General features: G+C 62.1%; 17 protein-coding genes. 4 read left to right on the top strand and 13 right to left on the bottom strand.

All coding sequences use genetic code 11. The features are described from left to right. Nucleotides 1-40: 40 nt before the first annotated feature. The 4 genes from LQ215_RS03275 to LQ215_RS03260 all read right to left on the bottom strand — a co-directional run bounded on the left by LQ215_RS03275 (nt 41) and on the right by LQ215_RS03260 (nt 3,712). Nucleotides 41-1,000 (bottom strand): class I SAM-dependent methyltransferase, encoded by a 960-nt coding sequence (locus LQ215_RS03275; protein ID WP_230147418.1) that lies wholly within the window; start codon nt 998-1,000, stop codon nt 41-43. Then, nucleotides 993-2,222: a YcaO-like family protein gene (locus LQ215_RS03270; protein ID WP_230147417.1), complete on the bottom strand. Its 1,230-nt coding sequence runs from the start codon at nt 2,220-2,222 to the stop codon at nt 993-995. The genes LQ215_RS03275 and LQ215_RS03270 overlap by 8 nt, the downstream gene beginning before the upstream one ends. A gap of 49 nt (nt 2,223-2,271) precedes the next feature. Further along, a complete protein-coding gene (locus LQ215_RS03265; RefSeq protein WP_230147416.1) occupies nt 2,272-2,415 on the bottom strand; it encodes a hypothetical protein in 144 nt (47 codons plus the stop codon). A gap of 364 nt (nt 2,416-2,779) precedes the next feature. Beyond that, a complete protein-coding gene (locus LQ215_RS03260; protein WP_230147415.1) occupies nt 2,780-3,712 on the bottom strand; it encodes an alpha/beta hydrolase in 933 nt (310 codons plus the stop codon). 623 nt (nt 3,713-4,335) lie between these two features. On the opposite strand from LQ215_RS03260, the gene LQ215_RS03255 reads away from it, so the two are divergent. After that, nucleotides 4,336-5,190, top strand: coding sequence for a DUF2242 domain-containing protein (locus LQ215_RS03255; RefSeq protein ID WP_230147414.1), 855 nt, complete (start codon nt 4,336-4,338; stop codon nt 5,188-5,190). A gap of 304 nt (nt 5,191-5,494) precedes the next feature. Here LQ215_RS03255 and LQ215_RS03250 read toward each other — a convergent pair whose 3' ends face one another. From LQ215_RS03250 to LQ215_RS03240, 3 genes are all read right to left on the bottom strand, one after another. Continuing rightward, nucleotides 5,495-6,532, bottom strand: coding sequence for an AraC family transcriptional regulator (locus tag LQ215_RS03250; protein WP_230147413.1), 1,038 nt, complete (start codon nt 6,530-6,532; stop codon nt 5,495-5,497). A gap of 2 nt (nt 6,533-6,534) precedes the next feature. Further along, on the bottom strand, nt 6,535-7,665 hold the full coding sequence (locus LQ215_RS03245) for a carbon-nitrogen hydrolase family protein (RefSeq protein WP_230147412.1): 1,131 nt from the start codon (nt 7,663-7,665) through the stop codon (nt 6,535-6,537). 172 nt (nt 7,666-7,837) lie between these two features. After that, the gene (locus tag LQ215_RS03240) at nt 7,838-9,055 is read right to left on the bottom strand and encodes a DUF3422 domain-containing protein (RefSeq protein ID WP_230147411.1); all 1,218 of its coding nucleotides are present in this window, start codon (nt 9,053-9,055) and stop codon (nt 7,838-7,840) included. A 239-nt stretch (nt 9,056-9,294) separates the two neighbouring features. Between LQ215_RS03240 and LQ215_RS03235 the strand changes: the two genes are divergently transcribed. Both LQ215_RS03235 and LQ215_RS03230 read left to right on the top strand, forming a co-directional pair. Then, on the top strand, nt 9,295-11,334 hold the full coding sequence (locus LQ215_RS03235) for an FAD-dependent oxidoreductase (protein ID WP_230147410.1): 2,040 nt from the start codon (nt 9,295-9,297) through the stop codon (nt 11,332-11,334). Between the two features lie 190 nt (nt 11,335-11,524). Continuing rightward, complete coding sequence (locus tag LQ215_RS03230; protein ID WP_230147409.1) at nt 11,525-12,433, top strand: 1-aminocyclopropane-1-carboxylate deaminase/D-cysteine desulfhydrase; 909 nt, start codon at nt 11,525-11,527, stop codon at nt 12,431-12,433. A 6-nt stretch (nt 12,434-12,439) separates the two neighbouring features. Here LQ215_RS03230 and LQ215_RS03225 read toward each other — a convergent pair whose 3' ends face one another. Both LQ215_RS03225 and LQ215_RS03220 read right to left on the bottom strand, forming a co-directional pair. Further along, complete coding sequence (locus LQ215_RS03225) at nt 12,440-12,988, bottom strand: cytochrome b (protein WP_230147408.1); 549 nt, start codon at nt 12,986-12,988, stop codon at nt 12,440-12,442. A 126-nt stretch (nt 12,989-13,114) separates the two neighbouring features. Next, on the bottom strand, nt 13,115-14,521 hold the full coding sequence (locus LQ215_RS03220) for a type VI secretion system Vgr family protein (protein WP_230147407.1): 1,407 nt from the start codon (nt 14,519-14,521) through the stop codon (nt 13,115-13,117). 219 nt (nt 14,522-14,740) lie between these two features. On the opposite strand from LQ215_RS03220, the gene LQ215_RS03215 reads away from it, so the two are divergent. Then, complete coding sequence (locus LQ215_RS03215; protein ID WP_003199952.1) at nt 14,741-15,445, top strand: YebC/PmpR family DNA-binding transcriptional regulator; 705 nt, start codon at nt 14,741-14,743, stop codon at nt 15,443-15,445. A gap of 170 nt (nt 15,446-15,615) precedes the next feature. Here the strand turns inward: LQ215_RS03215 and LQ215_RS03210 are convergent, their stop codons facing one another. From LQ215_RS03210 to LQ215_RS03195, 4 genes are all read right to left on the bottom strand, one after another. After that, entirely contained in the window at nt 15,616-16,941 is a 1,326-nt protein-coding gene (locus LQ215_RS03210; RefSeq protein WP_230147406.1) for a leucine-rich repeat-containing protein kinase family protein, read from the bottom strand. Nucleotides 16,942-17,219: 278 nt separating this feature from the next. After that, nucleotides 17,220-18,281, bottom strand: a complete 1,062-nt coding sequence (locus LQ215_RS03205; RefSeq protein WP_057447748.1) for an ABC transporter substrate-binding protein — start codon at nt 18,279-18,281, stop codon at nt 17,220-17,222. Nucleotides 18,282-18,299: 18 nt separating this feature from the next. Next, complete coding sequence (locus LQ215_RS03200; RefSeq protein ID WP_230147405.1) at nt 18,300-19,415, bottom strand: NAD(P)/FAD-dependent oxidoreductase; 1,116 nt, start codon at nt 19,413-19,415, stop codon at nt 18,300-18,302. Beyond that, nucleotides 19,412-20,767 (bottom strand): NAD(P)/FAD-dependent oxidoreductase, encoded by a 1,356-nt coding sequence (locus LQ215_RS03195; protein WP_230147404.1) that lies wholly within the window; start codon nt 20,765-20,767, stop codon nt 19,412-19,414. The genes LQ215_RS03200 and LQ215_RS03195 overlap by 4 nt, the downstream gene beginning before the upstream one ends. Nucleotides 20,768-21,162 lie beyond the last annotated feature (395 nt).

Here is a 21,162-nt window from a genome sequence, read left to right as displayed (position 1 = left end):
AAGGTGCCGTTTTTTGTTTTTCTGGTGGCAACGCGACGCGTCATTGCCGGTCCTTCGTCAGGACGTAAAACTGGAAGAGCTGTCCGGTGACGCCACACGATGCGAGTCGGGAGATGAGCGTCAGTGCGCATCGGCTGGCCAGGTAGTCCATGGCCGGAAGCACGGGCGTATGTCCAAACACGATAAGCCTGCCGCCGGGGGCCAGTGTCGCCACCTGTTGACGTAGCAAGTGTTCGGCTTCGGAGCGGGTCATGACTTCCGCGTTGAGAAACCGAAGCACGAGTACATCGCAACAGGCGATGAGGGGCTCGGCGTCGGTGGCATCGGCTAGCCGGAAGTCCACCCAACATCCATAGCGATTGCGAGCAGCCTCTACCATCGAGGGTGAGCGATCCGAGCCGATGCAACGGCTGTCGGGCAGCGCACGGGCCAGCTGGTGAATGAACGTGCCGGTGGAGCAGGCCGGGTCATGGATCACTGCACCGGGTTTCAGCCAGGGCCGCAGCAGCGCGCAACAGTGGTGCCGAAAGTGCGCTTCACCCTCGTCGAGCTCACTGGCAAGGGCCTCAGTGAACTGCCAGTGCTCGGGTGGACAGACGAACTCTTTCCCGTTGCGCTCAAGGGCGGGAAAAGGAAAGTAGATCTCACTGTCGGGGTCGTCCAACGCATCCGCGAACGCGGCCACTTTGTCGGCCCGTCGGGTGGACCGGTAATCCAGCACCAGGCCCTCGTCGCCCCAGTGGAACTGGCCGAGCGGGCCGAGCAGCATCCACGGCGCGAGTCGACTGTCCGAACGCAGGCGCGAGCGTTCGTCCCGTTGCAATGTCTTGCGGCCGATCCAGTCGCGTCCCTGGCTGCGCAGGATGAAAACATGATTGAGGCCGAGGCCCGCAGGCTCGACGAAGCGTTCCCATGACCCAGGCGTCACAGGTTCAGCTTGCAAAGCCTCTTCCAGGTCGATTTCCCGCAGCAGACGCCGCCGCGTCGTCTGTTCAAGCATCGATCGCAGCTCCCGCGAGGGCGCGTTCTCGTCCGCGCGCCATGGGCACCACCACATTGCCGCTGGAAACGATGTAGAAGCGTTCCAGTCCGGGCACCACGACATTGACCAGCGTAGTGCCCGCCTCGGAACGATACAGCGTCGAGCTGCCGGCCGTGTACCCATGTAGATGGAGGTTATCGGCCAACTGCTGGATCTGCACGTCCAACGGGCAGGCACCGCCGGATTCCGGAAGTGCGATGGTTGCTTGCGGCCGGGTGTCGAGCAGATGACGTGGATCAAAACGCATGCAGCGTTGCAATCGGGCAAATTTCGCCAAGTGTCGCTCGGCCTTGGCTAGCTGCTCGCGCAGCGGTGTCTCTCTGGCGTTCAGGTGCAGTTGAATCAGTTCGGTCAAGGCCCGTGAAGCGGCGTGACGCGGGTCGAGTGAAGTACCCGAGCCGAAAACGCTGACCGGCCCATGGACGGTGTTGGCGAATGCCAGGCACGTGGTGACTGAAAACTGCGTGCTGATGTCCAGCAGCACGATTTGCGCGTCGATTTCGGCCTGGGCGTCGGCCCACAGTCGACCCAGGGCCTCGTCGGTGGGCACGTGCTGGACTATTCGCAGTGGCGTGGCGTTCTGGTAATAGAAGTGATCCAGCAAAAATATCGAGACCGCGTCGCGCTCCAGGCATTCGTTGAGGCCGTGAAGTACCGCTTCGTCATGGGTAGCGCCGATGGCGGTTCCGCTGTTGCTGGAATAGCGCCGTAGCGAACGGTAGTCGGTCGTATCGCTTGGCAGCGGATTATTTGCATAAAGCGGCATCGTCAAGGCGATGGGATAGGGGAACGAGCTGCCGTCATGGATGGCCGTGTAGGGGCGGCAGGCGATCCTACAGTCGGGCTGGTCCAGCAGTGTGTTCAACAAGTCGTCTTTGTCGGATGCGACGCCGTTCAAGTCGGCGGTCGTCAGTAGGTCAAGGTCCGTGGCGAAGGCTGGGTTACTCAGATAATGCTCCAGTGCTTCGTACAGCGCGCCGATGCGAGCCGACTCGATATAGCCCTTGCCGCATCCCAAGGCTGTTCCCTGTGGGTTACCGATTTCAGCCTGGACAGAGACGACCCGGTTACCCAGGGTACGCAGCCTGCTTTGCAAGCCCAGGGCCCGCAGCTCGGCTTCGATTTGTCGTGCTGCCAGAGCCAGGGGCAGTTCGCGCTCTGGCGCGGGAGATGCGTCCATGTGTCGTCACTCCTGGTACGGGAGCACGGCGTGCCCCCGTTTTCTTTCGTTACTCGGCGTCAAGCTCGGCTTTTTCAGCTGGGCTCAGTTGCAAGCCTTCCAGCAGTTGCTCCGGAGCGAGCACATCTGGATTGTCCCGGTCGTTACTCAATTCCGACAGATCGTTAACCATCACGCTGGCGATATAGCCCATGAGTCGATTCCTCTTCTTTCAGCCAATAAAAGTGGTTTGCAAGCGCCGATCGTGGGGCGCTGAAGAACGTTATGAAGCTCTCGGCGCGGGGTCAAATATGACGATTTGTAACCGAGACCGGTAACGAGCCTGGCCAACATATTCGCTTTCACTGTCGTGTTTGAAAGCCTCGGGCCCCTGTGTTCGGGCTGTGACGAGGGGGCGCAGGATGTGGGCGTAGGATCTGGATGTCTGCAAAGTGGGAAAAAGCGTATTTAGTGGGCGAGGGATTTCCTAACGCGTTGTGATCCACTGTCTGGCTGGCTGAGATTGTCGGGAATATTGGGGGGTGAATTGATGCTTTTTCCTACAAATTTTGATCGATTTAGAAGGGGGCAACCGGCCTTGGTCGGACGGGTGCCAGCGCATCCAGCGACGGGATCAATGTATCCAGGGCCTGCCGATAAGTCCTGCCCGCCAGGCTCATGCTGTTGTTATGAGTGGCGCCCGGCACAAGCAACAAATGCTTGGGCTCATGGGCGGCATTGAACAGTTGCTCGCTGAAGCGTGGCGGTACGTAGCGGTCGGCAGCGCCATGGACGATGAGCAGCGGCATGTTGATCTCGCCGATCTTGTCGATGGAGTCGAATTTCTGCGACAACAACCAACGCACCGGCAGGGAGGTATTTGCCATCGCGGTGGCGACATCGCCCAGAGAGGTGAATGTGGATTCAATCACCAGGCCTCGGGCCTGGGCAACGCCATTCTTCGCGGCTTCCTGGCCCAACTGCGCCGCGAGGTCCACCGCGACGGCGCCGCCCAGAGAATGACCGTATATCAGCCGCAGGGCCGGGTCCGGTTGCAGTACCTTGAGGCGCTCCCAGGCGATGCGTGCATCTTCATAGACGCTGGCTTCCGACGGCAGCCCCCCATGGCTTTTGCCAAAACCACGGTAATCGATCGCCAGTACCGAATAGCCCAGCGCCCTCAGTTGCCGTATACGAAACAACTGGCCGGTCAAATTCCAACGCACACCGTGCAAGTACAGGATGGCCGGCGCATTCTTGCGTTCGGCCGGCCACCACCAGCCATGGATATTTTCCCCGGCCTTGAAGTGCTTGGGCTTGAGATCGAATTCCTGCACGCCGCTGGGAAGCCCACTGAACCAGCTCGCCGTCCCCGGCTCGATGCGAAAGACCAGCTCGCGTTCCTTATGCTGCAGCACTGCACAGCCCACCGGCAGCCCGACCACTATGGCCGCCATCAACGACCAGGCCAGCCAACGCTGCTTAAAGCGGGAAAATAAAAATGCGGGCATCGACGCGATTCGCTACTGGGGACAGAAGCTGCCTTTTAGCAGGTTCTCTAGAGTGCGCGCAGGGGTTTCGGACAGCTTGCCTGCAGCAAGGGAGCTTGCTCCAGGTGGACTGTGGTAGCTTCAGCCAAAGGCTGCGATCTTTTATCGTTGATTTTTTCGCTCTCGACTCAAATTCAGGCTCGCTCCCAGGGGAACGCGGTCTCCACCAAGAACCAGGTCGGCTGTTAGGCCGCCTCGCTTTGGCTTTTGATGTGGGACAAAGCGTTTTTGGTTACTTTTGACTGGGCCGGCTTCCGGGCTCTTCCAAAAGTGACCCGCTGTAAGAGCGGAACCGCCAGTGGCCATCACCGCAGCAATGGATATACACACCTAACCACGCTTCTGGAAACGGAATAAAAAAATCTTCATTAGCCGCTCAAGTGAACAGCATTAGCCCGAACCGCCAGGTTTTTGTATCTGCTTGTTGCCTGGAAAGCGGGTGTTCGTCGATCTATCCGATTGGCGTCTTTTTCCTGCAAACAACCCCCAGTAAACTTGTAACCCCCTTGAAACAAGATTAGCCACGCTGCCAGGTCGCGTTCTGTTGCACAATACGCCCCGGACCGTTTTTCTCAGGATGTTCAATGTTCAAATCATTTCCCATGCGCACCGTCGGGCTTGCACTGGTGCTGGCCGCCGCAGCCGGTTGCTCGTCGAAGAAGGCCGCCATTTACGAGCACGAGAACTTCGATGACTCCGGCACGTTCTCGCGCACGTATGCGGTGAACGACGCGGCGACCTGCGAGGCCGGGCGTCGGGCGTTGCTCAGCCAGGGCTACATCATCACCAGCAGCGATCCGAAGCTGGTCAGCGGTCACAAGAGTTTCCAGCAGACCGGCGACACTCACATGGAAATCAGTTTCAACCTGGTCTGTGCCGAGGACGGCGGTGCCGGACACCGTGCGACGATGTTCGCCAACGCCTTGCAGGACCGTTATGCCCTGAAGAAAACCAACAACTCCGCCAGCCTGGGCGTGGGCGTGTTGGGTTCGGTGTCGATGCCGATCGGCTCCTCGGATGATTCGATGGTCAAGGTCGCCAGCGAAACCGTGTCGGCGGCCAAGTTCTATGAGCGCTTCTTTGCCCTGGTGGAGCTGTTCCTGCCTCCCGAGGCGAAGAAAGCGGTCGATAACGCCGAGAAACCGAAAACTGAACTCGGCATTCCGGAAACCAAGGTCGAACCGGCCGCCCCGATGCCTGCTCCAGCACCTGCACCGGAGCCTGTCGCCCCCGCGCCGGCCGCGCCGGTAGAAGACGCCGCGCCGGCCCCCGTCGAAACCGCTCCCACGGTGTCGGAGCCCGTCGCACCGCCGAGCGAGCCCGCGCCGATTGCGCCTGAGTCATTCGAGTCTGCGCCGACGACGGAAACCGTTACACCACCGCCGTCCAGCTCGTTGCCGGCCCCGACCGAGCCGATCCAGCCGCTTCCGGCATATTGAGGTCCAGTGGCAGGGAGTAACGCCCTGTCACACTTCACGCGGTAATTTTCCGACCCTGTGCTACGTTTAATTCATGAAGCTTTAGCTTCATGTTTTGTTCATAAAGCAGCTTTATGCTGATGCCAGCGCCATCAGGCATTGGTTTCAATGACAGGGGAAGGACACGTAATGGATGATTATCAGGAAGAGCTGCTGGAATACCAGGCGTATGAACTGGACCCGTTGGAACCCGCTGAAGATGCGACGGAGTTGTGAGGATCGCGACACGCTACAAGTGGTAAGCGCCAAGCCAGGTTCTTGAAGCTCAAACCCCTCTGTGACTACGGCGAAACTCTCCGGGCGTCTGCTTGTTCCAGCGCTTGAAGGCGCGTTGAAATGCCTCGGCTGAGGCGAATCCCAATAGATAAGCGATTTCACCGAACGCCAGTTCGGTATCGCGTATGTAGGTCATGGCCAGGTCGCGGCGGGTGTCGTTGAGGATGGCGCGAAACTGCGTGCCTTCCTCGGCCAACTTGCGACGCAAGGTCCAGGTCGGCAGCTTCAGGCGCGCCGCCACTTCTTCCAGGTCGGGTTCCCGGCCGCCGTTGAGCAACGGTCCCAGTAGTTGGATGATGCGCTCGCGCAGGGTGCGGGTGCGGGTCAGTTGTTCCAGTTCCCGTTCACACAACTCAAGCAGCTGGTGCCAGGTGCTGGGGCAATGCTGTGGGTTGCGCTGGGCGAGGCTGTCCAGGCCCAGGCGCAGTTGATTCTGTTCGGCGCCAAACTGGATTGGGCAGTCACCGAGCGTGCGGTAGGCCTGGGCGTATGCCGGCTCCTCGAATTCGATTTCGATACGTTCTGGCCGCAACGCGATGCCGCCGACGCTGGACAGTTGCGCAAGCCAGCCGGCAATGATCGAGTCCACGACGAAGCGGTTGTAGGTGTTATACGGGCTGATGGAATAGAACCGTAGCCAAGCGCCTCGGGCATCTTCATGGAAACTCGATTGGCCGCGATAGTTGGAGCCATACAGCGGCTCGAAGCGGATCATGCAGCGGGCAGCCTCGCGCACGGTTGGCGCCTGGGCCGCGGTAACACCCGCCAGTCCGGCCTGGCTCAAGCGGCCGAGTTGGCCCATGCGCAGGCCCAGGGCCGGGTCCTGGGTTTGTTGAATCGCGGCGTGGCCCAGGCGCATGTAGCGCGGGATCGACAATCGTGCCCCGGGCTCGGCCAGGCGCGCGGCATCGAGACCGTACTGTTCAAGCAAAGGTTGAGGGTCTTGCCCATGACTGGCGACGGCGTCAGCCAGGCTATGGACGAAGCCCACTGAAAGGTCGCCCAGGCGCATCGGCCGCGGTTTCATGTTCACAACCACAGGTTCAGCAGGCGGGCGCCACGGGCGTTGCCATCGGCGAAGTGTTGGCCGTCGTGGCTGATGAAGCTCTGGCCGGCGCTGCCGCTGTCCCAGAACTGGCCCCGCAGGAACACGCTGACGCCGCCCCGGGCCTGGCTGATGGGCAATTGGCCGGTCAATGTCAGGCGATGCCAGGCTTGGCCTTCGCTCACTTCACCCGGTTTGAGGCTCACCTCGCTCGGCGTGGACAGGCCTTTATAACCGCTCCAGGGTTTGTCCCACGTATCGCGACCGGTGATGAAGGCGGGCACCGCAATCAGTTGCGCGCCCTGGTCGTTGAGTTGCCGGTAGTGGAGCGGGTACCAACTGTCGCTGCCGATCAGCACGCCCAGGCGCCCGGCGGGGGTGTCGATGACTTGGACAGCGGTCGGGCGGTCAGCCCCAAGCACATCGCGCTGTTCAAACACCGGATGTCGCTGGCGTTGTGGCTGGCCGATCGGCCGGCCATCGCTGCCGAACACCAGGCTGCTGTTGTACAGCGCACCGCGACCGATCTTCAGCTCACCGTCGCTGACACTGGGCTCGGGCAGCACGATGGAGCCGGCCACCAGGGTGATGCCGAACTCCTTGGCCAGCCCACCGAACAGCGCTTGATAGTCATGGGCCATGCGCTCGGCTTTCATGCGCAGGTAGGCATCGTCCAGTCGGCTATCGCCTCGAGCGCTGAGCAATGCCTGGAGAAACGCCAGCGGATTACTGGCCGCCAGCCAGTGCATGGCTTCTTTCTGGGTGGTGGCCTGGTACAACTCGTCTTTTTCGCCGCCGACCATCAGCCAGGTGCCGATGTGCTCGGGCAGGACCACCACGGACTTGGCATTGAGAAAACCCTGGTCGCGAGCCGCCTGCAGATAGGCCGCCAGTTTGCGATGCAGGCGCTCGGGGCTCTGGTAGTCGGTGGGGAACAGTTCGGGTTGGATGCCCAGCAGGTTGCCGCGGTCGGCGGGCGTGCCCTGGTCGACCGCCAGGCTGATGCGCAGGTCTGACAGGTAATGACCCGCCGGACGATCCGTCGTCCACAGTGCGTAGGTGATCAGGGCGGCAATCAAGGCCAAGGAAAACAGCAGGTACAGAAATTTGCGCATGGGAGAACAGTCAGCGGCCGTGTGCAGGTTCGTGATTTTTCATCAGGAGCTACGGGGCAGGGTACGGTAAAACAAGGGATTAGCGAAGGGCGAGCGCTGATTTGTACGCACGGTAAGCATGCACAGAGGGTGTCCAGGAATCTTGGGACACCCTCTGTGCTGGCAAGGCGCGCTAGTGACTTTTGGCCTTCCTGATCCGGATCAGAATCAGCAACATGATCAGCAGCACCGGCGGCGTCATGCCCAGCAGCGCCTCGCGGGCCGAGAGGCTGGCGCCCAAGGTGTGCAGCCCGCTATAGACCAGTTTGAACAGGTTGATCAGGTAGTAGGTGATGGCAATGATCGACAGGCCTTCCACCGCGCGCTGGATTTTTATCTGTGCATCGGCGCGGGCATTGAGGCTGCGCAGGATCTCGGCGTTCTGGTCTTCCATCTCGACTTGTACGCGGGCTTGCAGCAAGTCACCCAGGTTGGCGACGCTCATGGCCAGTTGTTCAAGGCGCTGTTCGGTGGCTGCGCAATAACGCACCGTGGGCTTGAAACGCCGTTCGATGAACACGCCCAGCCGCTGGCAATCGCCCAGGTGACTTTCGCGCAACTCTCCCAGGCGCTCGAACACCAGTTGGGCGTAGGCACGGGTGGCGCTGAAACGGTGGCGATTCCTGACCGTGCTGCTGACGACCTGGCGGGACAGCAGGGCGATGTCTTCCAGCAGGGCCTTGGCATGCACGCCGCTGGCATTGGCGTTGCGGTCGGACAGGCTCACCAGGGTGCGATCGAATTCGTTCAGTTGCGGGTCCAGTGCCTTGGCGGTATTGAGCGACAAGGACGCCATCATGCGATAGGTCTCGATTTCCAGCAGGCGCCGGATCATGCGGCCCTGGCGATAAGCGTTGAGCCGTCGGTTGATGAACAGCAGGCGATTGGTGCCGTCCTCGGTCAGGCGAAAATCGCTCCAGACCACCGCATCGCCACCGCCCACGCAAGAGCCGCACGGGTCCTTGAAACCGTAGCTGGGCAGGTCGAGACCGGCCTCTGCGCGCACCACCACCTGAACGGCATTGATGAGGTGCTGGGCATGACCTTCGATACCCTGGGCAAGGCATTCGGGCAGCGTTGTCCAGTGCAGTTCGTTGGTGCTGGCGGGAACAACCAGGGTCAGGGTGAAGAACTCGGCGTGGCGCTCCCACTTGAGCGGATGTCCTTCAACGCGGGTGATGCCTTGGGCGGCCTCTGCTGCGACGGTTTCAGGGCACAGTCGTTCGAGCAACGCGTTGCACTGGGCATTGTCGCCAAGAAACGCCAGGTGGAAGACGTGGGCCGGCTCGTCGAAATACAGCGACGGGCGGGCGTGCAATTCGTTGTGCAGCATTTTTCGTTGGGGATGCATGCAAGGGCGACCGTGTGATTAGCGTTATTGTTGGGTTGAGCACCTGAGCCAGCGTTCATAGGACTGGCCCATCCCGTCCAGAGTCACGCCCCGCTGATCGGCGCCCTGCACATTTGGATCATTAAGTTGTCAGTTACGGTCATTGAGCGCTCGCATCCTGACTCTTAGGCTGTGGGCATGACTGATGGAAGCCGCAGAGCTTCCGCATTTTTCCGTGATCGCCCGTTGTGGAGTTACCGATGACCGCCTCTCATTACCCGCACCTGCTGGCCCCGCTGGACCTGGGTTTCACCACCTTGCGCAACCGTACCCTGATGGGCTCGATGCACACCGGCCTGGAAGAGAAACCTGGCGGTTTCGAACGCATGGCGGCGTATTTTGCCGAGCGCGCCCGTGGCGGCGTGGGCCTGATGGTCACCGGTGGAATCGGGCCGAATGACGAGGGCGGTGTTTACTCCGGCGCGGCCAAGCTGACCACCGAAGAAGAAGCGCTCAAGCACCAGATCGTGACCCGGGCCGTACACGAGGCCGGTGGCAAGATCTGCATGCAGATTCTCCATGCCGGGCGCTATGCCTACAGCCCCAAGCAGGTGGCACCGAGCGCGATCCAGGCGCCGATCAACCCATTCAAGCCCAAGGCGCTGGACGAGGAGGGTATCGAGAAGCAGATCAGCGATTTCGTCACCTGCTCGGTCCTGGCCCAGAAGGCCGAATACGACGGCGTCGAGATCATGGGTTCGGAAGGTTATTTCATTAACCAGTTCCTGGCGGCCCACACCAACCACCGTACCGATCGCTGGGGCGGCAGCTATGAAAACCGCATGCGCCTGCCGGTGGAAATCGTGCGCCGGGTGCGCGAGGCGGTAGGTCCGAATTTCATCATCATCTTTCGCTTGTCGATGCTCGATCTGGTGGAAGGCGGCAGCACCTGGGACGAAATCGTCCAGTTGGCCAAGGCCATCGAGCAGGCCGGCGCGACGATTATCAACACCGGTATCGGTTGGCACGAAGCGCGAATTCCCACCATCGCCACCAAAGTTCCGCGGGCGGCGTTCAGTAAGGTCACGGCCAAGTTGCGTGGTTCGGTGAGCATCCCGCTGATCACCACCAACCGCATCAACACCCCGGAAGTGGCCGAGCAGATCCTGGCTGAAGGCGATGCCGACATGGTTTCCATGGCGCGGCCGTTCCTGGCCGATCCGGAGTTCGTCAACAAGGCTGCTGCCGGTCGCAGCGATGAAATCAACACCTGCATCGGCTGCAACCAGGCGTGCCTGGACCACACCTTCGGTGGCAAGCTCACCAGTTGCCTGGTCAACCCACGGGCCTGCCATGAAACCGAGCTGAACTACCTGCCGGTGACCCAGGTGAAGAAAATCGCCGTGGTCGGTGCCGGCCCGGCCGGGTTGTCCGCTGCCACGGTGGCGGCCGAGCGTGGCCATCAGGTGACGCTGTTCGACTCGGCCAGCGAAATCGGTGGTCAGTTCAACATTGCCAAGCGCGTGCCAGGCAAGGAAGAGTTTTTCGAAACCCTGCGCTACTTCAAGCGTAAGTTGCAGACCAGCCATGTCGAGCTGTGCCTCGACACCCGGGTGGATGTGGCGCAATTGGTGGCCGGCGGTTACGACGAGATCATCCTCGCCACGGGCATCGCGCCGCGCGTGCCGGCGATTCCCGGGGTGGAGCATGCCAAGGTGTTGAGCTACCTGGACGTGATCCTGGAGCGCAAGCCGGTGGGCCGCAGTGTCGCGGTGATCGGTGCCGGCGGTATCGGCTTCGACGTGTCGGAGTTCCTGGTTCATCAAGGCGTTGCCACCAGCCAGGACCGCGAGGCGTTCTGGAAGGAGTGGGGCATCGACACCCACCTCGAGGCTCGTGGCGGCGTCGTCGGGATCAAGGCCGAACCCCATGCACCGGCGCGCCAGGTGTTCCTGCTGCAACGCAAGACGTCCAAGGTCGGTGACGGCCTGGGCAAGACCACTGGCTGGATTCACCGCACGGGCCTGAAAAACAAGCAGGTGCAGATGCTCAACGGCGTCGAATACCTGAAGATCGACGACGACGGCCTGCACATTCGCATCGGCGAAACCGGCGAGCCACAAGTGCTGGCCGTGGACAACATCGTGATCTGCGCTGGCCAGGATCCGCTGCGTGAATTGCAGGAAGGCCTGGAAGCGGCGGGGCAGAGCGTTCACCTGATCGGCGGTGCCGACGTGGCGGCGGAACTGGACGCCAAGCGGGCGATCAACCAGGGTTCGCGGTTGGCGGCGCAGTTGTAACGCAGCGCCCTCTAGACACCCGGATCCCCTGTGGGAGCGAGCCTGCTCGCGATGGCGGTTAGTCAGTTTCAGAAATGCTGGCTGACCCACCGCTATCGCGAGCAGGCTCGCTCCCACAAGTTTTTTCGATGTCAGGGAGTCCGCGACCAGCTGTTAAGATGCCGGGCATCTTTCTCCCTGGCCTGCCGCCATGCTGCTTCCCGCCCTCGATTGGCACCCTGAACCCCGACTCGAACCCCTTCACCTGGACTGGCTCGCCCGTGCCGGTGTTGAAGTGGCGGTGTTGCGCCTGGACCGGATCGATCCGCTGATCAGCGGCAACAAGTGGTTCAAGCTGATTCATCATTTGCGCGCCGCCCATGAGGCCGGTGCCGAGGGGGTCATGAGCCTGGGTGGGGCCTATTCCAATCATTTGCATGCGTTGGCGGCGGCGGGCAAGCGCTTCGGGTTTCCCACGGCGGGGCTGTTGCGTGGTCATCCCCAGGACACGCCGACGGTGCGCGATCTGAAAGCGTTGGGCATGGACCTGCACTGGTTGGGGTATGGCGGATACCGAGAGCGACACGCGGCGGGTTTCTGGGCGCCTTGGCAAGCCCGCTATCCCCATTTGCATCCGGTGCCCGAGGGCGGTTCGGGGTTGTCTGGTGCGCAAGGTTGTATGGTCTGGGCAGCCAGTGTCCGTGATCAACTGGCGACGTTGGGATGGGCGGATTTTCACGGCTGGTGGCTGGCTTGCGGCACGGGAACGTCACTGGCCGGGCTGGTGCTGGCCGAAGCGGGGCAGCGCCCGGTCTATGGCGTGCTGGCGGTGCCCCAGGACCACGGCGTGGCGCAGCAAGTCGAAAGCATCGTGGAGGAGGCGGGCCTTTGCAGTGCGCTTTATGAATTATTCGACGGCAGCCGTGGCGGTTTCGCCCGGGTCGATGCCGAACTCACCGAATTCATCGAAACCACGGCGGCCATCGAACTGGAGCCGTTGTACACCGGCAAGGCCTTGATGTTGCTCAAAGCGCGAGTCGAGACTGGAAGGTTTGCCCCTGGCACCCGTTTGATCTTTGTCCACACCGGCGGTTTGCAAGGCCGCCGAGGATTCGAGTAACGGCGATCAACCGCGTTTTGGCATCATCCGCAGCAGCGTGTTGTCCCGTACCACATAGTGGTGGTACAGCCCCGCCAGGGCATGCAAGCCAATCAACCAATAGCCGATGGTGCCGCCCAGCACATGCCAACCTTCCAGTTGCTTGGCAAAATCCTTGTCCTGTCCGATCAGCAAGGGCAGATCGAAACCGTAGAACATCACCTGATGCCCTTCGGCGCTGGTGATCAGCCAGCCCAGCAGCGGCATGGCGATCATGAACAGGTACAGCGCCCAGTGCATCAGGCGAGCCAGGAAGGTTTGCCACACAGGCGACGCCGGGAAAATCGCCGGTGCCTTGCCCATGCTGCGGGCGAACAGGCGTAGCCAGACCAGCAGGAACACCGTCAGGCCGAGCATGAAGTGCGCTTCCTTGATCAGGGTTCGACCGCCACTGCCCTTGGGGAAAATCCCCCGGAACTCGATGCAGGCATAAACCACGGCCAGCAGCACCAGCATCAGCCAATGCAAGGTTACCGTGACGGTACTGTAGCGGCTTTCTGAGTTTTTCCAGGGCATTGCAGGTATCTCCAGCGATCAGGGTAGAGCGCCGTCTAGCGCGGCGTTATCCGTTTACTCTAAGCCCGTTTCGCTGGGTTTGCATGAGCCAGATCAGTTTTGCCGGTATGAAGTCATAGGATTGAGTCAGGGCGTGAAGTCCGGCGGATTGAGCAGCCAGTCCAACAGCAACCCCGCATCATGATTGCCGCGTGGCGGTTTCGGGGGCGTGGCGGTATGGCCTGCGCCGGTATCGACAGCCCCTGGGCACAGCACCGGTCGATCAGGGTCGCCATCGAGAAAACTCACCAGCACTTCGCTGCCGGCCATCAGGCAGGGGCTGCCATCCAGTGTCAGCCGCGACACGGGCAGCATGATGCCGTCCTGGTCAGGCGCCCATAGGCTGACATTTACCTGGCCACGTTCATCGGGGCTGGCAGGCTGGCCGGCACGGCCAAGTACGTGGGCCAGGTGGTAGCCGGGGATGCAGGGCTTGGGATGCTTGAGGGCCGGCCTGAACACGGTGGACCAGGGAATGGCGGTGAACCGGTTGCGGTAGTCACGGGCCGACGGTGCGGCGGGCAGGTCAGGTTCCAGGATCGAAAACTGCCGTCCGCGATGCTGGATCTCGGTGATCAGCCATTGATCGTTGAAGGTGGAAACCGGGTGTTCGCAGATCTGCACGATGTCGCCGCCGTGCAGGGCCGGTTGGGTACTGTGGCCATGGATTTCCCGTTGCCGACAGCGCAGTCGTTCAAGGCGGCGGCGACCGGCCTGGTAACGGTGAGCCAAGGCCGGATTGGCGCGCATGCCTTCGTGATCGACCCGTTCAAGGGATTGATTCGTCGCCGAGGCTTCGGTGTCGGACGAGGCCCGGTCGCTGAACCCGGCGGGCAGACCAGGCATCATCGGATGGTGATGCAAATACAAGTGCTTGACGGCCGGTTGCAGGTTGTCGTTCGGGCGCAGAGGCAGCTCGACGGCGCGCGCGGGAAAGCTCTTCGGGTCTTCGGCGAACACCAGGACATGGCCCAAGGGGGCGTGTTCGAAGTGGTAATGAATGCCTTCTTCCTCGCACAGTCGTTGCAGGAGGGTCAGGTCGCTTTCGTCGTATTGGATGCAAAACGGGCGACACGGATACTGCCCATGGGGCAGTTCGAAACGGTAACTGTCGGCCGGTAGCGCGTGTTCCTCCAGCAGGCGTTGCAGCACCTGCACCACGCTGAGCCGATGGAAAACCCTGCGCCGCGGGCCTTGCTCCAGTTGCTGGAGGTAGGGGACCAACGTCAAGCGATAGCCTATGCGCCGCGGCGCCAGGGCACTCAGGCTGACGTTGTGGACAATCCCATGGACGCCCGACTCGCCGACCAGGCGCAGGAAGGCCGGATGCCCCAAGAGCAGCTCGGGATCTATCGGTGGGGCCAGGCCGATCAGTTCGAGGTCAAAACGGTATGGCTGGTTGAGGGCTTCGCGGCCATTGAACCGCAAGACTTGCAGTTGCAAGTCGCTTTGCGTGAGCGTCAGGCTGAAGGGACTTTCCGTGTCGTTGCGCATCGCAGCTCCTACTGGCCGGGGAGAGAGGCGCAGAGGGTACGAAACCGCGAGGGGAAACGGTGCTGGTGAACCGCTATTTCAGAAATGCCCTACAACACGCTGTGAAAAAGTCGATCCAGCAGGGTGAATTTTTGGTCGATCAGCCGGTTTAGGCCGTATAAACTTGCGCCACAGCGCCGGCCGGCAGATGTCTCGGCGCGTCAGACAAGAGAGTGAGTAATGGGCGCACAGTGGAAGGTTAAACACAAAGAAGCGGCTGCCAACGCCAAGGGCAAGATCTTCGGCAAACTGGTGAAGGAAATCACCATTGCCGCGCGCAATGGCGCTGATACCGCTACCAACGCGCATTTGCGACTGGTGGTCGAACAGGCGAAGAAGGCCTCGATGCCCCGCGAGACCCTGGAGCGTGCGATCAAGAAAGGTTCTGGCCAGCTTGGTGAAACCGTGCAATACCACCGCGTCACCTACGAAGGGTTCGCGCCGCACCAGGTGCCGCTGATAGTTGAATGCGTGACCGATAACATCAACCGCACCGTTGCCGAAATTCGCGTCGCGTTCCGCAAGGGCCAGCTCGGCGCCTCGGGTTCGGTGGCGTGGGACTTCAACCATGTCGGCATGATCGAAGCCGCACCGGACAGCCCGGACGCCGATCCGGAAATGGCCGCCATCGAGGCCGGTGCCCAGGATTTCGAGCCGGGGGAAGAAGGCGCGACGTTGTTCCTCACCGATCCTGCCGACCTCGATGCCGTACAAAAGGCCTTGCCGGAGCAGGGTTTCACCGTGTTGTCGGCCAAGCTGGGCTACCAGCCGAAAAACCCGGTCAGTGGCCTGACCGACGAGCAGATGGCTGAAGTCGAAGCGTTCCTCGAAGGCCTCGACAACCACGATGACGTGCAGGACATGTTTGTCGGGTTGGCGGGTTAAGCAGTACACCCCTGTGACGATGGAATTTATCCCAGGGTGCGGTTCACTCTGTGGGAGCAAGGCTTGCCCGCGATGAAGACGACGCGGTCTCTGAGAAAACGAGGTGTCCGCATCGCGGGCAAGCCTTGCTCCCACAGATATATCCCTTCGCCACACGAGGTGGTGTTGGTCTAGTCGATGTGTTTGAACTCGCTCAACAACCTTTCAATCTCATCGAACCCCGGCCGCGCCAGCACATCCGGCTGACAGCAGCGCGCCTGCAAATCCTGCAGCCACGCAAGATCCTGCGCACCGAGCGCCGGTTCGATCCGCGCCAGCAATTCCCCCAGCAAGATCCCGTAGGCCCGCACTTCGATGCGTTGCAGTGCGCGGGTCTGTACGTTGTCCGTGGTGGCGTGGAACGACGCCGCGCCAAAATCCCCCAGCAGGCAATTGCCCTGGTCGTCGCACAGAATATTGTGCCCGTACAGATCCCCGTGGGTAATGCCCTGGCGGTGCAGGTGCGCCGCCACCGAGGCGATGCCATGGGCGATGCGCCAGGCCACCGGGGCGCTCAGGCGCAGTTCATCGGCATACACGTCACGGGTGCATGACGTGAGGCTCGGCAGCCCGGCGAGGTTACGGTAGCTGGGCTCGATCAGCGCCATCACCAGCCCGGCCTGTTGCTCGGGGTGCCCGGCCACCTGGCCCAACACCTCAATCAGGTTCGGGTGTCGACCGGCAGTGATACAGGCATGCATTTCATGCAGCGGCGAGCCATCGCTGGTCATTTGGCCTTTGTACAGCTTCACCGCGACCTTTCGCGTCACCTGGCCGGGCGCCTGCCAGAGCGCCTGATGAATCACCCCCGACGCACCTTCGCCCAGTGGTTGCTGCAGTTGCAGATGCGACCAGTCGATAGGCGTCGTGGTATTCAGGGCCTCCGCTTCTGCCTGGGCTTCCAGCGGGTTACCGGCGTAGGCCAGCCAACTGAGGCTCGGCAACGTGAGCAGCCATTGCGGCAGTTCGCTCAGTTGGTTGGCGGCGATGCGCAGCAGTTCGAGGCGATGACACTGGGCCAGGCTCGCCGGCAACTGCTGCAAATGGTTGCCGGCCAGCATCAGTTTTTGCAGAGAGGGGCGTTGGCCCAGTTCATCCGGCAATTGGCTGACGCAGTTGTCGGTCAGGATCAGCCAGCGCAACCGGGGCGGCAGCGCGGCGCCCGGGACGCGCGCGATGCGGTTGGCCTTGAAACCGACCATGGTCAACGCGCTGCAACGGCCCAGGCATTCGGGCAGTTCTGTGAAGCGGTTGTCCGAACAGAACAGCACGCGCAGGTGAGTCAGCCGATGCAGGTCGTCGGGCAGCGTGTCCAACTGATTGCCACTGAGGTTGAGAATCTCGAGGGAATCGGCCAGGTCGAAGATTTCATGGGGGAATTGCGTCAAGCCGCAGGCCAGGTCCAGCCGGGTAATGCCTGAGAGCTGGCCGGCGCGTAGTTGGGCGAGGGTGTGCATGGAGGAGTTCGCTGTTGATCAAGAAGAAAAAGCGCGGAAAAACCTGTGGCGAGGGAGCTTGCTCCCGCTCGGCGGCGTTATAGGAGCTATGTAGGAGCTGTCGAGTGCAAAGAGGCTGCGATCTTTCCCCAGCCACTTGAGTCTCAAGCGAAAGTTCAAGATCAAAAGATCGCAGGCTTCGCCAACTCCTACAGAACCCAGCGGGAGCAAGCTCCCTCGCCACAGGTCATCTGTTCAATTCATTGTGAGATGGCCGCATGATAACTGCAAAGTCCGCTCTAGCGCTCGATGCTGCGGTTCCAGCGGGCGTTCCAGGCCGGGCGTTGTTCGTTGACCTGGTCCCAATCCACGGCAATCGCCGTTTCCAGGTATTGCTTCATCGCCTCCACCTGGCCGCGGGTCTTGTCGGTGGTCGGGGTGTTGGGGTTGGAGGGGATCTGGTCGCCTTCTTCCAGGGCGATGGCCTGGGCTTGCGGGGTCAGCAGGAAAGCCGCGAGCTTTTGCGCCAGTTCCGGTTGGGTATTTTGCGCGATGGCGCATTCGGCGACGTTGAGGACCACGGCGCCTTCCTTCGGCTGGGCATATTCGACCGGCATGCCCTTGAGTTTCAACGCGGTCACCTGGGTTGGCGTCAGCGGAAATAGCGCAGCTTCGTCGGTCTGCAGCATTTCGGATATCTTCGCCGAGCTCGGAATGTACTCCAGCACGTTACGCCCCACCGTGTTCGGCCAGGCCTTGAAGCCCGGCTCGACGTCGGTTTCGCTGCCGCCCTGGATCCGGTTGAACATCAAAAAGCCGTGCAGGCCGAACGTGGACGAGGCCATCGATTGGAACACCACTTTGTCCTTGAAGCGCGGATCGGCCAGGTCCATCCATGAAGTGGGCGTATTCCAGCCCTTTTCCTTGAACAGCCGAGTGTTGTAGGCCAGCCCCGTCACCCCGAGGCTGACGGCCACGGCCTGATCCTTGATGCGCCCCTTGGCCGGTATCTGCGCCAGGGGCGGGCTGTCTTCGAGCTTGTCGCACAAGCCCATGGCGATGGCGCGATACATGATGCCGTCATCGAGGAACATCACATGCATTTGCGGGTTGCCTTTGCTGGCCTGGACTTTGGCCAGGATGTCGGCGGAGGTGCCGGGCACGATGACCACTTTGACGTTGTTGGCTTTCTCGAAGGCCGGCAGGACCTTGTCGGCGTAGAGCCGCTCCATGGTGCCGCCGTTCATGCCCAGGTAAAGCGTCGGCTCGGCCAACGCCTGGGTGACTGGGAGCAGGGCGCCCAGGCAAGCGGAACCCAGCGAGCAGAAACCGAACAGTGCACTGCGTTTGACGTTATTCATTGGCGCGACCTTCCTCTATCAAGCAACGGAGATGGAGTGAAACCGGGTGATGGAAAACGCATCCAGCGGCGTGGTCGAAGCCCCGCTGCAGATGATCTCGGTGAGCGCCTGGCCCACCGCCGGGCCGATCTGGAAGCCCGCGCCGGCAAAGCCGAATGCGTGCAACAGACCGGGCTGGGTGCTGCTGTGGCCGATCACCGGCTGGCGATCGGGCAGGTAACCTTCGGTGCCGCTCCAGGTACGAATCGCCTGGGCGCCTTCCAAAAACGGGTAGAGCTCGACGGCCTGGCGCAGGATTTCCAATACGGCGTTCTGGCCGGGTCGGGCGCGTGCAGCGTCCAAGGCAAAACCTTGGCCGCCGCCCAACACGCAATTGCCGCGCGAGACCTGGCGCGCATAGATGCCGCCGCCCTCGACGCCAGTGCTGGCGTCCATGACCAAGGGCAAGGGTTCGGTGACCAGCATCGCCGGGTGCCCGGCGTGCATCGGCACCGCTTCGCCGAACTGCGCGGCGAACTGGCTGGCCCAGGCACCGGCGCAGTTCAGCAGCCAGGGCGCGTGGAACGTCAGGCCCGTTGCGGTGTGTACGACAAAGCGCTGGCCGTCATGCACAACGTTGCTGACCGCGCTTTGTTCGTGGACTTGCGCGCCATGCCGGCGAGCGGCCTGGGCAAAGGCTGGCGATACCAGGCGCGGATTGGCATGGCCGTCGTCCGGGCACAGCGACGCCCCGACCGCAACAGTGCCGACCCATGGAAAACGGGCGCGCAGCGCATCGCGATCGAGCAGTTGCAGATCCAGGCCAAAGCCTTGGCTGGCGGCGGCGTAGTCGTGCAGCGCTTGCAGATCTTCAGCGCTGCGGGCCAGTTTCAGATGACCGCTGCGCTGGTACTCACCGTCGATGCCGATCAACTGGGGCAACTGGCGCCAGATCTCATGGGCCCGTTGCGACAAGGGCAATTGCGACAGCGGCCGGCCCTGGCGACGCACGCCGCCGTAGTTCACACCGCTGGAGTGCGAACCGCAGAAGTCGCGCTCCAGCAACGCCACCCGGCGTCCAGCCTTGCTCAGGAACAACGCGGCCGAGGCACCGACGATGCCGCCGCCGATGATCACTGCATCCACTTCGATCATGGCTCGACCTCCAGGCCGAACGGCACGGGCTTGATCGGTGCCTGGGCCCGCAAGCGGCCGATGCTGGAGATGGCGCGGCCACTTTCGCGGGCAATGAGTTCCGCCGCGGCGGCACCGCACATGCGTCCCTGGCAGCGGCCCATGCCGACCCGGCAATGGGCCTTGACCCGATTGATCTCCCAATGGCCTTCGCCCACCACCTGGCGGATGTCGCCGGCGCTGACTTCTTCGCAGCGGCAAATCATCAGGTCATCGGCAGCGCCGGCGGCCCACTCTTCAGGAAAGGCAAACGCACGCTCCAGGCCTTCGCGGAACTGGCCGATGCGTTCAAGGGCTTGTTCCAACTGCGTGCAACGCTGTGGGTCGGTCGAGTAGCCGAGGTCCTCGAGCAAGGCCAGGGCCGCCCGTTCGCCGGCCATTTCCGCCGCGTCGGCACCCATGATGCCGGCACCGTCACCGGCCAGGTAAATTCCCGGCACGCTGCTGCGCCCGGCGTGGTCCCGTTGGGGCAGCCAGGCGCGGTTGAGGGCGTTCCAGGTAAAGTCGCAGCCCAGCAGGTCGGCCAGTTGGGTTTCACTGCGCAAGCCGTGGGCGAAGGCCACCGCGTCGCAGTCGAGGGTGTGTTCGCCCTTGGCGTTACGCCATTTCAGCGACTGCACCCGGCGTTCGCCATCCAGACGCGACAGGCTCGCGCCTTGATGCACGGCGATGCCATGGGCGGTCAGCCAGGCGCGATAGTAGAGGCCCTTGGCGAGGGTAGCCGGTTGTGCCAGCAGGCCGGGCAGGGCGCGGACCTGGGCGCCAAGGGGCGAACTGTCGAGCACCGCGATCACGTTGGCGCCGGCCCGGGCGTATTGATACGCCACCAGATACAGCAAGGGGCCGCTGCCGGCGAACACCACCCGTTCGCCGATGGCACATCCCTGGAACTTCAGGGCGATCTGCGCAGCCCCCAGGCTGTAGACCCCTGGCAGAGTCCACCCCGGTACGGGCAGGACCCGGTCGGTGGCGCCAGTTGCGACGATTACGCTGGCGTACTCGAGGCGGTCGGCGCGGCCTTCATGCAGGGTATCGAGCAGGCCGGCCTCGGCGTTCCACACCAGGGTGTCGGGACGGTAATCGAGCTGTTCGCGCAATGCGTCGAGCGTCTGGTGGATGGCGTTGGCCTTGTGCGCTTCGAAGCCATAGAGCTTGCCTGGCGAGCGCTTGAAATTGGCCGGTTGGCGCCGATAGATCTGCCCGCCACCGCGGGCGGCTTCGTCCAGCAGGACCGGATACAGGCCGTGGGCGACCAATGTCTGCGCGGCACGAATGCCGGCGGGGCCGGCGCCGATGATGGCTATTGGTTTCATCGCCACCTCATTGGCCGGGCCGGGGGATTTGTGCTGTTGGCGAAGCCGTCATCGCGAGCAAGCTCGCTCCCACATTGGTTCTGTTGTGGATGTTGGTTTTGTGTACGCCGCAAGTCTCCTGTGGGAGCGAGCTTGCTCGCGATGAGGCCAGGCCAGTCGACATTGTTGTTGCCTGACACACCGCTATCGCGAGCAAGCTCGCTCCCACATTGGTTCTGTTGTGGATGTTGGTTTTGTGTACGCCGCAAGTCTCCTGTGGGAGCGAGCCTGCTCGCGATGAGGCCAGGCCAGTCGACATTGTTGTTGCCTGACACACCGCTATCGCGAGCAAGCTCGCTCCCACATTGGTTCTGTTGTGGATGTTGGTCTTGTGTACGCCGCAAGTCTCCTGTGGG

Origin of the sequence: Pseudomonas brassicacearum (assembly GCF_918698105.1) — a bacterium.
Taxonomy (GTDB): Bacteria; Pseudomonadota; Gammaproteobacteria; order Pseudomonadales; family Pseudomonadaceae; genus Aquipseudomonas; species Aquipseudomonas brassicacearum_F.
The sequence above is the reverse complement of the archived record's forward strand: the minus strand, read 5'-3'. Positions and strand labels throughout refer to the sequence as shown.